At 66.4% G+C, this 13,726-nt stretch carries 10 protein-coding genes; 9 read left to right on the top strand and 1 reads right to left on the bottom strand.

From position 1 onward, the window contains the following. The first annotated feature begins 209 nt into the window (after nt 1-209). The 7 genes from kdgD (at nt 210) to NG900_RS06700 (ending at nt 9,017) form a co-directional block, all read left to right on the top strand. Entirely contained in the window at nt 210-1,148 is a 939-nt protein-coding gene (gene kdgD / locus NG900_RS06730; RefSeq protein WP_252678267.1) for a 5-dehydro-4-deoxyglucarate dehydratase, read from the top strand. A 27-nt stretch (nt 1,149-1,175) separates the two neighbouring features. Next, nucleotides 1,176-2,747 (top strand): aldehyde dehydrogenase (NADP(+)), encoded by a 1,572-nt coding sequence (locus tag NG900_RS06725; RefSeq protein WP_252678265.1) that lies wholly within the window; start codon nt 1,176-1,178, stop codon nt 2,745-2,747. A gap of 99 nt (nt 2,748-2,846) precedes the next feature. Beyond that, nucleotides 2,847-4,199: an MFS transporter gene (locus tag NG900_RS06720; protein WP_252678263.1), complete on the top strand. Its 1,353-nt coding sequence runs from the start codon at nt 2,847-2,849 to the stop codon at nt 4,197-4,199. A 19-nt stretch (nt 4,200-4,218) separates the two neighbouring features. Further along, a complete protein-coding gene (locus tag NG900_RS06715; protein ID WP_252678261.1) occupies nt 4,219-5,628 on the top strand; it encodes an enolase C-terminal domain-like protein in 1,410 nt (469 codons plus the stop codon). A 45-nt stretch (nt 5,629-5,673) separates the two neighbouring features. After that, the gene (gene garD, locus NG900_RS06710; protein WP_252678259.1) at nt 5,674-7,275 is read left to right on the top strand and encodes a galactarate dehydratase; all 1,602 of its coding nucleotides are present in this window, start codon (nt 5,674-5,676) and stop codon (nt 7,273-7,275) included. A 1-nt stretch (nt 7,276) separates the two neighbouring features. After that, nucleotides 7,277-8,122, top strand: coding sequence for an NAD-dependent epimerase/dehydratase family protein (locus NG900_RS06705; protein ID WP_252678257.1), 846 nt, complete (start codon nt 7,277-7,279; stop codon nt 8,120-8,122). Between the two features lie 4 nt (nt 8,123-8,126). After that, the gene (locus NG900_RS06700) at nt 8,127-9,017 is read left to right on the top strand and encodes an SMP-30/gluconolactonase/LRE family protein (RefSeq protein WP_252678255.1); all 891 of its coding nucleotides are present in this window, start codon (nt 8,127-8,129) and stop codon (nt 9,015-9,017) included. Nucleotides 9,018-9,069: 52 nt separating this feature from the next. Here NG900_RS06700 and NG900_RS06695 read toward each other — a convergent pair whose 3' ends face one another. Continuing rightward, complete coding sequence (locus tag NG900_RS06695) at nt 9,070-9,651, bottom strand: hypothetical protein (protein WP_252678253.1); 582 nt, start codon at nt 9,649-9,651, stop codon at nt 9,070-9,072. Between the two features lie 254 nt (nt 9,652-9,905). Between NG900_RS06695 and NG900_RS06690 the strand changes: the two genes are divergently transcribed. Both NG900_RS06690 and NG900_RS06685 read left to right on the top strand, forming a co-directional pair. Then, complete coding sequence (locus NG900_RS06690) at nt 9,906-10,691, top strand: MHYT domain-containing protein (protein WP_252678251.1); 786 nt, start codon at nt 9,906-9,908, stop codon at nt 10,689-10,691. A gap of 106 nt (nt 10,692-10,797) precedes the next feature. Then, the gene (locus NG900_RS06685; RefSeq protein ID WP_252678249.1) at nt 10,798-13,554 is read left to right on the top strand and encodes an FtsK/SpoIIIE family DNA translocase; all 2,757 of its coding nucleotides are present in this window, start codon (nt 10,798-10,800) and stop codon (nt 13,552-13,554) included. Nucleotides 13,555-13,726: the final 172 nt, after the last annotated feature.

Raw genomic sequence — 13,726 nt, 5'->3', positions numbered from 1 at the left:
GAAATCCAACCGCAAATGGGGAGTAACCAGGCTACCCAGCAGCGCCTTCACTGCGTCACGTGCGGCTGCAGCATGGAAAGGCATACGTTAGGGAAGACCCTGTATCAATATAAGTTTTGTATCAATCCAGTCAGCAGTTGTTTTGGACTTGAATCGATCGCGATGCAAAAATGCTTTCACCAACAACACGCATTCACCACGAGCGAGACATGTCCCGATACACCCCCAAAGAATTCGCCCAACAGATCGGCTCCGGCCTGCTGTCCTTCCCGGTCACGCATTTCAAGGCGTCGGACCTGTCGTTTGACGAGCCGGCCTATCGCGCCAACCTGAACTGGCTGTTCAGCCATGATGCGGCCGGCCTGTTTGCCGCAGGCGGCACGGGTGAGTTCTTCTCGCTCACGGCTGCCGAGACCGACCGCGTCGTGCGCGCCGCCGTGGCGGAAACCGGCGGCAAGATCCCCGTGATCGCCCCCGCAGGCCGTGGCACGGCGGAATCGATCGAATACTGCAAGGCCGCTGAAGCTGCCGGTGCCGACGGCATCCTGCTGCTGCCGCCGTACCTGACCGAAGCGTCTGCCGACGGCGTGGCCGCGCACGTGGAACAGGTCTGCAACTCGACCAAGCTGGGCGTGATCGTCTACAACCGCGCCAACCAGATCCTCGACGAGAACCACCTCGAACGCCTGGCCGACCGCTGCCCGAACCTGGTTGGCTTCAAGGATGGCGTGGGTGACCTCGAACTGATGACCCGCATCTACGCCCGCCTGGGTGATCGCTTCACCTACGTCGGCGGCCTGCCCACCGCCGAGACCTTCGCGCTGCCGTACCTGACGATGGGCGTGTCGACGTACTCGTCGGCCATCTTCAATTTCGTGCCCAAGTTCGCGCTGGAGTTCTACGCCGCCGTGCGCGCGTTCGACAACGCCAAGGTCTACAAGATGCTCAACGACTTTGTGCTGCCGTACATCCAGCTGCGTAACCGCAAGCGCGGCTATGCAGTGTCGATCGTCAAGGCCGGCATGAAGGTGATTGGTCGTAGCGCCGGCCCGGTGCGCGCCCCGCTGACGGACCTGACCGATGCCGAAGTGGCCGAACTGTCGGCACTGGTGTCGCGCATTGCTGAAGTGGAAAAGCTGGCTGCCTGAGCACAGCCCAAACGTAAAGGAACCGATATGCACTTGAGCGGCGAACTGCTGCTGGGTGCCACCCGCGTGGCGGGTGGTGCCGGCACGGTTCGCGCCATGAACCCCGCCACCGGGGAATGGCTCGAACCTGAATTCACCCTGGCCTCCAAGACTGATGCCGCGCGTGCCGCTGAATTGGCCGCCGCGGCTTTTGACGTTTACCGCGAGACCTCGCCCGAAACCCGCGCGGCCTTCCTGGAAGCCATCGCCAGCCAGATCGAAGCGCTGGGCGATGCGCTGATCGAGCGCGCCATGGCTGAATCCGCGCTGCCGCGCCCCCGTCTGGAAGGCGAGCGTGGCCGCACCTGCAACCAGCTCCGCCTGTTTGCAAGTGTGGTGCGTGCCGGCGACGCCGTGGGCGCGCGGATCGACCCGGCGCTGCCCGAGCGCAAGCCGCTGCCGCGTTCGGATCTGCGCATGCGCCGCATTGCGCTGGGCCCGGTGGCCGTGTTTGGTGCGAGCAACTTCCCGCTGGCGTTTTCGGTGGCCGGTGGCGATACCGCATCGGCCTTGGCGGCAGGTTGCCCGGTGGTCGTGAAGGCGCACCCGGCACACCCGGGCACGTCCGAGCTGGTGGGCCGCGCCATTCAGGCGGCGGTCGCGCAATGCGGGCTGCCGGAAGGCGTGTTCTCGCTCATCCTGGCGGACAACGACGTGGCGGGTGCCCTGGTGGCCGATCCGCGCATCCAGGCGGTGGGCTTCACCGGCTCGCGTGCGGGCGGTCAGGCGCTGCTGCGCATTGCACAAGCGCGTCCGCAGCCGATTCCGGTGTACGGCGAGCTGAGCGCGATCAACCCCGTCTTCCTGCTGCCCGATGCATTGGCCAACCGCGCTGCGGTGCTGGGCCAGCAGTACGTGGCATCGCTCACGATGGGCGCTGGCCAGTTCTGTACGAACCCGGGTCTGCTGCTCGCCATTGACGGCCCCGATCTGGATGCCTTTGAAGCCGCTGCCGCTGCTGCCATGGGAGGCGTTGCGGCGCAGCCGATGCTCACTGCCGGCATCCACACCGCTTACACGCGCGGCGTCGACAAGCTGGCCGACGAGGCCAACGTGCGCTGCGTGGCACGCGGGCAGGGCAGTGACCAGCCCAACCGCGGCCAAGCCGGCTTCTACGTTACCGACGCCAAGAGCTTCCAGGCACAACCGACGCTGCACGACGAGATCTTCGGCGCCACCGGCCTGGTTGTACGCTGCCGCGACGCAGAAGAACTGCGCACGCTGGCCGAATCGCTCGAAGGTCAGCTGACTGCCACGCTGCATCTCGATACGGGTGATACGGAAATCGCGCGTTCCCTGCTGCCGATTCTGGAGCGCAAGGCGGGCCGCATCCTGGCCAACGGGTGGCCGACGGGTGTGGAGGTCTGCCATGCCATGGTGCATGGCGGCCCGTGGCCGGCTACCACAGATTCGCGCACGACCTCGGTCGGCACAGCGGCCATCGAGCGCTTCCTGCGCCCGGTGTGCTACCAGGATCTGCCGGCAGAACTCCTGCCCGAGGCACTGAAAGACGCCAACCCGCTCAAACTGCGCCGTCTGATCGACGGGCAATGGCAGTAAATCGGCAGTCAATCGGCAGCAAAAACAAAAGCCGGGCCACAAGGACCCGGCAACTTGAATCCAACGGCACACAACGGGTGCCGGATCAAGGAGGAGACGATGGATATCAAAGCCCCAGCAGTGGGAGCACAGGCCGTACCGCGCACCGAGCGCATGAGCCGCGTGCGTTTCATGATCCTCACGATGCTGTTCATCGTGACGACCATCAACTATGCCGACCGCGCCACCATCTCCATTGCCGGCTCTGCCATGCAGAAGGATCTCGGCATCGATGCGGTGTCGCTTGGCTACATCTTTTCGGCGTTCGGCTGGGCCTATGTGATAGCGCAGATTCCGGGCGGCTGGCTGCTCGACCGGTTCGGCTCGCGGCGCGTGTACACGTTCAGCATCCTGCTGTGGTCGTTGTTCACGCTGGCGCAGGGCGCGATCGGGTTCTTTACCGGTGCGGCGGCCATCGCCATGGTGTTCTGCCTGCGCTTTCTGGTGGGGGCGGCAGAGGCACCGTCCTTCCCGGCCAACAGCCGCATCGTGGCGGCGTGGTTTCCGGCCAATGAGCGCGGCACGGCTGCAGCCATCTTCAACTCCGCGCAGTACGCGGCCACGGTGGTGTTCGCGCCGCTGATGGCGTGGCTGGTACACGAGTTCGGCTGGCACCACGTCTTCATCGTGATGGGCGTGATCGGCATTGCCATGGCGTTCGTGTGGAAGGCGTTCGTGCACGATCCGAAGGATCACCCCCGCGTGAACCGCGCAGAGATCGAGTACATCGAAGCCGGCGGTGGCCTCGTCAACATGGACCGCGCCGGCGTGGCCAAGACCGAAGGACCGAACCTCGGCTACGTCAAGCAGCTGCTGGGCAACCGCATGCTGATGGGCGTGTACATCGCGCAGTACTGCATCAACGCGCTCACGTATTTCTTCATCACGTGGTTCCCGGTGTACCTGGTGCAGGCGCGCGGCATGTCGATCCTGAAGGCAGGCTTCGTCGCGTCGATTCCGGCGGTGTGCGGCTTTCTCGGCGGCATCCTGGGCGGGATCCTTTCCGATGCGCTGCTGCGCCGTGGGGCGTCGCTTTCGGTGGCGCGCAAGGCGCCGATCGTGCTGGGCATGCTGCTCTCCATGACGATGGTGATCTGCAACTACGTGGATGCGCAGTCCATCGTGGTGGCGGTGATGGCGCTGTCGTTCTTCGGCAAGGGCCTGGGCGCGCTGGGCTGGGCCGTCAACTCGGATACGGCGCCCAAGCAGATCGCCGGCCTGTCGGGCGCACTGATGAACACCTTCGGCAACCTGTCGAGCATCACCACGCCCATCGCCATCGGCTACATCGTCAACACGACGGGCTCGTTCAATGGCGCGCTGGTGTACGTGGGCATCCACGCACTCGTTGCCATCATCTGCTACCTGTTCATGGTGGGCGAGATCAAGCGTGTGGAACTGAAGCCGCTGTAAGCCGAGAGGAGCCCTCGCTGTGACGTTGCAATCGATCGAATCCGGCGCGCGCGTCCATACCCCGCGTGTGACCGAGATGCAGGTGATCCCCGTGGCGGGGCGCGACAGCATGCTGCTGAACCTGTGCGGCGCGCACGCTCCGTTCTTCACGCGCAACCTCGTCATCCTGAAGGACAACGCCGGGCGCACCGGCGTGGGCGAGGTCCCGGGCGGGGAGGGCATCCGCCAGGCGCTGGAGCGCGTGATTCCGCTGGTGGTCGGTCAATCCGTTGGCCGCACCAACGGCGTGCTGAACAGCATCCGCCGTGCGCTGGCCGGCGGTGGCAGTACGGCACATCAGGCGACGGTGCATCAGGTGACGTCCGCCTCGGAAGCGGCCGTGCTGCGGCAGCCGCATGAGATCAACCTGCGCATGGACAACGTCATCACAGCGGTGGAAGCGGCGCTGCTCGATCTGCTGGGCCAGTTCCTGGAAGTGCCGGTGGCAGAGCTGCTCGGCGCTGGCCAGCAGCGCGACAGCGCCCCGATGCTCGCCTACCTGTTCTACGTGGGCGATCGCCGCAAGACCGATCTACCGTACTTCGACGGCACCCAGGGCGCTGACGACTGGCTGCGCCTGCGCCACGAAGCGGCCATGACGCCCGACGCCATCGCGCGTCTGGCAGAAGCCACCACCGATCGCTACGGCTTTGCCGATTTCAAGCTCAAAGGCGGGGTGATGCCTGGCGCCGAAGAGATAGAGGCGATTGCCGCCATCAAGGCGCGCTTTCCGCAGGCGCGCGTGACGCTGGACCCAAACGGCGCGTGGTCGCTCGACGAAGCGATTGCGCTGTGCAAGGGGCAAGGCCACCTGCTGGCCTATGCGGAAGACCCGTGCGGTCCCGAGGCCGGCTACTCCGGCCGCGAAATCATGGCCGAGTTCAAACGCGCCACCGGCATCCCGACCGCCACCAACATGATCGCCACCGACTGGCGCCAGATGGGTCACGCGGTTCAACTGCACGCCGTGGACATCCCCCTGGCCGATCCGCATTTCTGGACCATGCAGGGCTCGGTGCGCGTGGCGCAGCTGTGCGACGAATGGGGACTGACGTGGGGCTCGCATTCCAACAACCATTTCGATGTGTCGCTGGCGATGTTCACGCATGTGGCCGCCGCCGCGCCGGGCAACATTACCGCCATCGATACGCACTGGATCTGGCAGGAAGCCGAAGAGCGCCTGACGCGCGAGCCGCTACGCATCGAGGGCGGCCACGTGGCCGTGCCGGAGCGCCCGGGCCTGGGCATCGAGATCGACATGGAGCGCGTCATGGCGGCCCATGCGCTGTACCAAACCCTCGGCCCCGGCGCGCGCGACGACGCCATGGCCATGCAATACCTCGTGCCGGGCTGGACGTACGATCCCAAACGCCCGGCCTTTGGGCGCTGAACGGCGCCAACCCGTTCGTTGCCCGCATCAATCACGGAGTCTGTGATGTCTGAATCGACGCTGGCCCCCGAGACCGGCACTGAAGCGGAACCCGCGCTGACGATCCGCGTGCACGACAGTGACAACGTCGCCATCGTCGTCAACGCGCGCGGATTACCCGCAGGCACGGCGCTGGCCGACGGCACGGTGCTGGTGGAAGGCGTGCCGCAAGGCCACAAGGTGGCGCTGGCCGACCTGGCCGAAGGCGACGCCGTGATCCGCTACGGCGAGGTGATCGGCTATGCCGTCAAGCCGCTGCCACGCGGCAGCTGGATCAACGAGCACGCCGTGAAGCTGCCGGCCGCACCCGCGCTGGACGAGCTGCCGCTCGCCACGCGCCCCGACCCGAAGCTTGCCAAGCTCGAGGGCTACACCTTCGAGGGCTACCGCAATGCCGATGGCACGGTCGGCACGAAGAACGTGCTCAGCATCATGACCAGTGTGCAGTGCGTGGCCGGTGTGACCGACTACGTGGTCGGCCGCATCAAGCGCGAACTGCTGCCGAAGTACCCCAACGTCGACGACGTGGTCGCGCTCAACCACGTCTATGGCTGCGGCGTGGCCATCAACGCGCCGGCCGCCATCGTGCCGATCCGCACGTTGCAGAACCTGGCGCTCAACCCGAACTTTGGCGGCGAGATCATGGTGATCGGCCTGGGCTGCGAGAAGCTCGTGCCCGAGCGCCTCGTGCCGGAGAAGCTTGCGCCCGGCGGCCGCATCCCGATCGAGATTGCAGGAACAGCCGATTCGCCGGTGCTGCGTCTGCAGGACGAAGCCTTTGACGGCTTCATCGGCATGACCGACGCCATCATGGAAATGGCCGAGCGTCGACTGGAGCAGCTCAACAAGCGCCAGCGCGAGACCTGCCCGGCATCTGACCTCGTGGTGGGCGTGCAGTGCGGCGGCAGCGATGCGTTCTCCGGCGTGACGGCCAACCCCGCTGTCGGCTTTGCGGCGGACCTGATCGTGCGCGCAGGCGGCACCGTGATGTTCTCGGAAGTGACCGAGGTGCGCGACGCCATCCACCTGCTCACGCCGCGCGCCATCGACGAAGATGTCGGCCGCGCGTTGCTGCGCGAAATGGCGTGGTACGACAACTACCTCAGCGGCGGCCAGACCGACCGCAGCGCCAATCCGTCACCCGGCAACAAAAAGGGCGGCCTGTCCAACGTGGTGGAAAAGGCGCTGGGCTCGATCGTCAAGTCGGGCAGCACGCCCATCGTCGACGTGCTTGGCCCGGGCGAAAGGGTGCGCCGCAAGGGCCTGATCTTTGCGGCCACGCCGGCCAGCGATTTTGTGTGCGGCACGCTGCAGCTTGCCTCGGGCATGAACCTGCAGGTGTTCACCACCGGCCGCGGCACGCCGTATGGCCTGGCCATGGCGCCGGTCATCAAGGTGTCGACCCGCAAGGCGCTGTCCGAACGCTGGCACGACCTCATCGACCTCGACGCCGGCCGCATTGCCACCGGCGAAGCCAGCATTGCTGATATCGGCTGGGAGCTGTTCCACCTGATTCTTGATGTGGCAAGCGGGCGCAAGCAGGTGTGCGCCGACAAATTGGGCTTACATAATGCGCTCGCCCTGTTCAACCCCGCCCCAGTAACCTGATATGACAACTCCAGAGACTATTCAAACGGACCCGCTCACCGGCGTGGCCACGCGTTGCCACCGCCTGCTGCTGACCGGCGCAGGGGGGAACCTCGGCAAGGTGCTGCGGGAGCGCCTGACCCGGTACGCCGATTCCTTGCGCCTGTCCGATATCTCCAATCTTGGCGAGGCGCGGCCGGGCGAAGAGATCGCGCCGTGCGACCTGGCCGATGCCAAGGCTGTCGATGCACTCGTCGCGGGCACGGATGCGATCGTGCATCTGGGCGGCGTGTCGGTGGAGCGGCCGTTTGAAGAGATCCTGCCGGCCAACATCCAGGGCACCTACAACCTGTACGAGGCCGCGCGCCGTCACGGCGTGCGCCGCATCGTGTTTGCCAGCTCGAACCACACTATCGGTTTTTACAGGCAGGGCGAGGTGATCGACAGCACGGTGCCCACCAAGCCCGACGGCTACTACGGCTTGAGCAAAGTCTTCGGCGAACAGCTCGCCAGTTTCTACTTCGATCGCTACGGCATCGAGACCGTCGCCATCCGCATCGGCTCATCATTCGCAGAGCCGAAGGACCGCCGCATGCTCATCACCTGGCTCGGCTACGACGATCTGGAGCAGTTGATCCGCCGCGCCCTGTTCGTGCCCAAGGTCGGCTTTACGGTGGTCTATGGCATGTCGGCCAACCGGGACCACTGGTGGGACAACCGCCACGCGTCGCATCTCGGCTACCAGCCCACGCAGACGAGCGAGATCTTCCGCGCGCAGGTCCAAGCGCAACCGCCGCTGCCCGCCGACGACCCCGCCGCGCTGTACCAGGGCGGGGCGTTCGTCAAAGCCGGCCCGTTCGGAGACTGAGGCCATGCACGCGAACGTCGAACGCATCGGCACCATGCAATGCGGCGTGGGCGAAAGCCCCGTCTGGCACGCGGGAGAACAGGCGCTGTATTGGACAGACATCCCAGGCAGCACGCTGTGGAGTTGGAACGTCTTCAGCGGCCAGATCAACGCATGGGCGCTGCCCGAGATGGCAGGCTGCATCGCCATGACCGGCAACGGTTGGGCGATGGCGATGGAGACCGGCGTCTTCTGCACGCCACAGCCCAGGGCAGGCGCTGAACTGACACCTGTTGAACGCCTGGCGACGGTCGAGCACGCACGCCCCGACATGCGTTTCAACGACGGCCGCTGCGACCGCCAGGGGCGTTTCTGGGCCGGCACGATGGTGTTGGACACCTCACTGGGGGCGCCTCTCGGCAAGCTGTACCGCCTGGATGCGGATGGCGCACGCAACGGGCGCGTCGAGTCCGTCATCGATGACCTGATCGTCCCCAACGGCCTGGCCTTCAGCCCCGATGGCAAGACGATGTATCTGTCGGATTCGCACGCGAGCCGCCAGACCGTCTGGGCCTTTGACTACGACATCGACAGCGGCACGCCGCACAACCGCCGCGTCTTCATCGACATGAACGCCCACCCCGGCCGCCCCGATGGTGCCGCCGTGGACGCTGACGGCTGCTACTGGATCTGCGGCAACGATGCGGGGCTCGTGCACCGGTTCACGCCAGACGGCCGTCTTGATCGCAGCATTGCCATTCCTACGCCCAAGCCCGCCATGTGCGCATTCGGCGGGCCGGGGCTGGACACGCTGTTCGTCACGTCGATCCGGATCGACAACGACCCGCTCTCTGGCGCCACGTTTGCCGTGCGCCCGGGTGTGACCGGATTGGCGGAACCCGTCTTGCACATCTGAGCCACCGTTTGTGGCGCTGGCCATGTTCGACCTCGTGGCCAGCCACCATCGATCACGCCGCCCGCGGTGCAATCTTCGGGTTGAGCCGGGTCGGGCTGAGCGGGTCGAAGTCGACCCACTCGCCGTTGCGCCAGCGGCCGGCCGCCTCCTCCACATCCATGCCACCGGATCCGGCCAGGATGCGTGCAGCTTCGCCCTCGCGCTCAGGCGTGACACGCACGGCCAGTAGCACCCCCGAGTGCCGGGTGCGCAAGGTGGCATCGGGGGGCTGCTCGGGGTCGGGGGCATCACGCGTGGCGATCATGGCGCCAGCCAGCGAGCCGATATAGGCGCCAACTCCGGCTGCCACCACCGAGAACAGCACGGCCACGTGCAGCGCAATCAGCACCACCACACCAACAACGGCCCCAATGGCGGCGCCGATGGCCATGCCCTTGCCGGCACCGGCATGTGCGCGGGCGGCACCCGGGTCGGCATTGCGGTCTCCGCCAATTGGAAATGCGGCGTGTTGGCCGGATGGGTTGACGAAGAAGACGTTCACGTCGTCCTCGGAAAAGCGCTGGGCAAACAGCGCGCGCGCGGCAGCCTCGGCGCGGTCGAACGTGTCGAAACGGGCTGCGACGATGAGCGACATGGGGCCTCCTGAGAAACGCGTTTCCCATAGCGCAAGCAAGCGGGGGGCCTGCACCACAAGTCGACCCAAAGTTACCTAGATCAGGTGATTGGCGGGGCAACTTCCCCTGCCCATACTGCGCACCAAGGCCCGACCGAGGCCACCTCACACCAATACAACGACAACACGTTCATGAAGGCCCGGCAACACGGGCAGTCGGCCGATGCCGCCCGGCAACCCGGCGGCCTTTTGGTAGTGAAACGGGAGGGTGTGCCATGTTCAACGGCTTTTCTGCGGTGCCGGGCGCGATCGTGCCCTATGCATACGATTGGCTGCTGGTAGGGCTGTCGTATCTCATCTCGGTGGCGGGCGCGTATGTGGGCCTGCGATGGTCCAGGCGCATCCGAGACAAGAACGGCAGCATCGACATCGACCGGTTGATTTGCGCGAGCGTGGCACTGGGCGGCGGGGCCGTCTGGTCAATGCACTTCATCGGCATGGCGGCCTACCGGACCCCGGTGCGCCTGGAGTTCGATCTCTTCATGACGTTGGTGTCGCTGCTGGTGGTGATGGTGTTTGCCGCCGGCGGGCTCGCAATTGCCTCGCTCACCACCGGCAACCGCATGGCCAACATCGCCAAGGGCGGCGTGCTGACCGGTCTTGGCGTGGCGGTGATGCACTACACCGGCATGGCTGCCGTGCATACCAACAGCGCCTTCGACTGGAACATCTCCATCATCGCGCTCTCAGCGGTGATCGCGGTGGTGGTGTCGATGGTCGCGCTGTGGCTGGCGACCACGGTCAAGACCCGAGGCCAGCAGCTTGGCGCGGCGCTTGTCATGGGGGTGGCCGTCTGCGGCATGCACTACACGGGCATGACGGCTGGCACGATGATCTGCACGGGGCAGAGCTATTCACCATCGCTGTTTGCCATCGAGGGCGGCAATATCGGCTATGCAGTGTTCGCGCTGGCCGGCACCATCCTGATGATCATTCTGCTGATCGAGGCCACGCGCAGCACCAGCAGCTCGCGGGCCACGGCCTCCGGCGCGGTGCGCTGAGCCGGCCATCGCAGCGCCCGGCCTGTGTTTTTCGGTCGGGCGTTTCTCATGGCGGCGGCGCGCCCCGCTACAATCGCGGCCTGGCATTTGTCGATGGCGTTTTGAAATGGTGCTTGGTTGGTTTGGCATTTCCACCGTGTGGCTGCTGCCGCTGGTGTGGCGGTATGTAACGCGTGCGTTGGCGGGAGAGCGTGGTTTCCTCAAGGGCCGGGGCACCGTGCGGCTCTGGCTGGTGACGCTCGTCGCATTGAGCGCCAGCGCCGCGCTTGAAGCCCTCACCTCGGGCGCCGATCCGCAGGACAAGGCCGGCGGGGCCGCCGGGCGGGCGCTGTCGTCGCTGTTTTCGCACATGCTGGGCTGGACGGGGGCGTTTCTCCTGATGCTCGGTGTGCTGATCTGGGTCGCGCCGATGGTGTTTGGCCGCTCCTGGGCGCAGGTGTTCAACCGCCGCCGCACCGCGACGGACGACGCACCGGCCGAGCCCGACACACGCCACGACGAGCCGGTCGACGACGGCCTGAAGCCCACCGCTTTCGGCCTTGGCGGAGCAGGAGAGGCCCGCTGGACCGGCAACACCGGCCCCGCGCAGCCGACCATGCGCCACCGGGGCATCGAGGCCGTGTCCGCCCGCCGCCAGCCCGCGTGGCAACCGCCGCCGCGTACGCGCCCCTCGCCACCGCAACCGGGAGAGATCTGGCCGCTGATCGACGCAAAGAAAGGCGCGCCGGCCGATACGCCCGCCAGCGCAAAGGCGGCTCCGATTGCCGCGGCGCCCACGCAGCCCACGCCGAAACCGGCCCCGGCAGCGCGTCCCAAGCCGCGCGCCACCATCGTCAGCAGCCCATTCCATCAACCACAGTTGGGCCTGCAGCCGCAGGCACTGGCGGTACCCATGGCGGCGGTCGAAACGCCGCGCGAGCCTGTGGTCGAGCCCATTGCGGAGCCGGCCGCTCTGGCAATCGCGCCGGTGGTGCTGGAGCCCATCGAGCCGACTGAGGCGCCCGCCGCTGTAGCGGAAGCCCCAGCCATCGACCTGGATGCCGTGCGCCAGGAAGCCGAAGCGCTGCTGGCTGAGTTGCGCGGGTTGATGACGCCCAGCCCAAAGGCAGCACCCGAGTCGGAGATTGCCGAACCGGTTGTTGAAGCCGCCCCGATTGTTGAAGTGCTGCAGGAATCAGCAGTATTGCCCGTTGCACCGTCCGCAGAGCCGACCGCCGAACCGGAAGCGGAGGCTCCGCCCGCACCGCCAACGCCCAAGCCGCGCTTTGTGCTGCCTGCCGTGGTCGGGGATGTCGTCTCGCTTTCGGCACCGGCCGTTGCTGCCGTGCCGGCACCCGCTCCTACGCCCGCGCCTGCTCCCGTTGCGCCGCGCATCGTGGACTACCGCCTGCCCAGCGCTGCCTTGCTCACGGCAGCATCGGCCAGCACGGACGCCGTGTCCGCCGAGGAGCTGGAAGACACCAGCAACCTCATCGCCCAACGTCTGGCCGAGTTCAAGGTGCCCGTGACGGTGGTCGGGGCTTCGGCGGGCCCCGTCATCACGCGGTTCGAGGTGGATCCGGCGATCGGCGTGCGCGGCGCGCAGGTCGTCGGCCTGATGAAGGATCTGGCGCGCGCGCTGGGCGTGACCTCCATCCGCGTTGTCGAGACGATTCCCGGCAAGACGTGCATGGGCCTGGAGCTGCCCAACGCCCGCCGCGACATGATCCGCCTGTCGGAAGTCGTGAACGCCGCGGATTTCCAGTCGCACGCCTCGCACCTCGTGCTGGCCATGGGCAAGGACATCACCGGCAACCCGGTGGTGACGGACCTTGCGCGCGCGCCGCACCTGCTGGTGGCCGGCACGACGGGTTCGGGCAAATCGGTGGCCGTCAACGCGATGATCCTGTCGATGCTGTACAAGGCCACGCCCGACGACGTGCGCATGATCATGATCGACCCGAAGATGCTCGAGCTCTCGGTGTACGAGGGCATTCCGCATCTGCTGGCGCCGGTCGTGACCGACATGAAGCAGGCGGCGCACGCGCTCAACTGGTGCGTGGGCGAGATGGAAAAGCGCTACCGCCTGATGTCGGCCTTGGGCGTGCGCAACTTGGCCGGCTACAACCAGAAGATCCGCGCGGCGGAGCAGGCCGGCCGCAAGGTGCCCAATCCGTTCTCGCTGACGCCCGACGCGCCGGAGCCGCTTTCCACGCTGCCGATGATCGTGGTGGTGATCGACGAGTTGGCCGACCTGATGATGGTCGCCGGCAAGAAGATCGAAGAGCTGATCGCGCGCCTCGCGCAGAAGGCCCGCGCGGCCGGTATCCACTTGATTCTGGCGACGCAGCGGCCGTCGGTGGACGTCATCACCGGGCTGATCAAGGCCAACATTCCGACGCGCGTGGCGTTCCAGGTGTCGTCCAAGATCGACTCGCGCACGATTCTCGACCAGATGGGCGCGGAATCGCTGCTCGGTCAGGGCGACATGCTGTTCCTGCCGCCGGGCACGGGCTATCCGCAGCGCGTGCACGGCGCCTTCGTGGCCGATGAGGAAGTGCACCGCGTGGTCGAGCATTGGAAGCAGTTTGGCGAACCCGAGTACGACGAAGCCATCCTGGCCGGCGACCCGGGCGAGGCGGCTGCCGGCGGCGACCTGTTCGGCGGCGAAGGCGGCGATGCGGAAGCCGACCCGCTTTACGACGAAGCGGCTGCATTTGTGCTGAACACGCGGCGGGCGTCGATCTCTTCCGTGCAGCGGCAACTGCGCATCGGCTACAACCGTGCGGCGCGACTCATCGAGCAGATGGAAGCGGCGGGGCTGGTGTCGCCGATGGGGCGCAACGGGCAGCGCGAGGTACTGGCGCCGGGTGGCGCTGAGTAGCACCTGGCAGGTGCCTCGTTCCCAGAACATGCCTCCATGACAGGCGCCGGTAGGCCGGACAGGTTTGCGTAACATTCGCGCCCCGGGGCAGCACGTCGGTCGGATTTTTCGCCCAAAAGTGAAAGCATTGTCAAAGCTGGTCAAGCGCAAGGTGCGCTGCTAAAGTGGCTCG

Source organism: Ralstonia soli (assembly GCF_023955655.1).
Taxonomy (GTDB): domain Bacteria; phylum Pseudomonadota; class Gammaproteobacteria; order Burkholderiales; family Burkholderiaceae; genus Ralstonia; species Ralstonia soli.
The sequence above is the reverse complement of the archived record's forward strand: the minus strand, read 5'-3'. Positions and strand labels throughout refer to the sequence as shown.

Bases quoted from the DNA above. Each gene is read 5' to 3' on its own strand.
- kdgD (WP_252678267.1), top strand. From the start codon at position 210: ATGTCCCGATACACCCCCAAAGAATTCGCCCAACAGATCGGCTCCGGC.
- NG900_RS06725 (WP_252678265.1), top strand. From the start codon at position 1,176: ATGCACTTGAGCGGCGAACTGCTGCTGGGTGCCACCCGCGTGGCGGGT.
- NG900_RS06720 (WP_252678263.1), top strand. From the start codon at position 2,847: ATGGATATCAAAGCCCCAGCAGTGGGAGCACAGGCCGTACCGCGCACC.
- garD (WP_252678259.1), top strand. From the start codon at position 5,674: ATGTCTGAATCGACGCTGGCCCCCGAGACCGGCACTGAAGCGGAACCC.
- NG900_RS06705 (WP_252678257.1), top strand. From the start codon at position 7,277: ATGACAACTCCAGAGACTATTCAAACGGACCCGCTCACCGGCGTGGCC.
- NG900_RS06700 (WP_252678255.1), top strand. From the start codon at position 8,127: ATGCACGCGAACGTCGAACGCATCGGCACCATGCAATGCGGCGTGGGC.
- NG900_RS06695 (WP_252678253.1), bottom strand. From the start codon at position 9,651: ATGTCGCTCATCGTCGCAGCCCGTTTCGACACGTTCGACCGCGCCGAG.
- NG900_RS06690 (WP_252678251.1), top strand. From the start codon at position 9,906: ATGTTCAACGGCTTTTCTGCGGTGCCGGGCGCGATCGTGCCCTATGCA.
- NG900_RS06685 (WP_252678249.1), top strand. From the start codon at position 10,798: ATGGTGCTTGGTTGGTTTGGCATTTCCACCGTGTGGCTGCTGCCGCTG.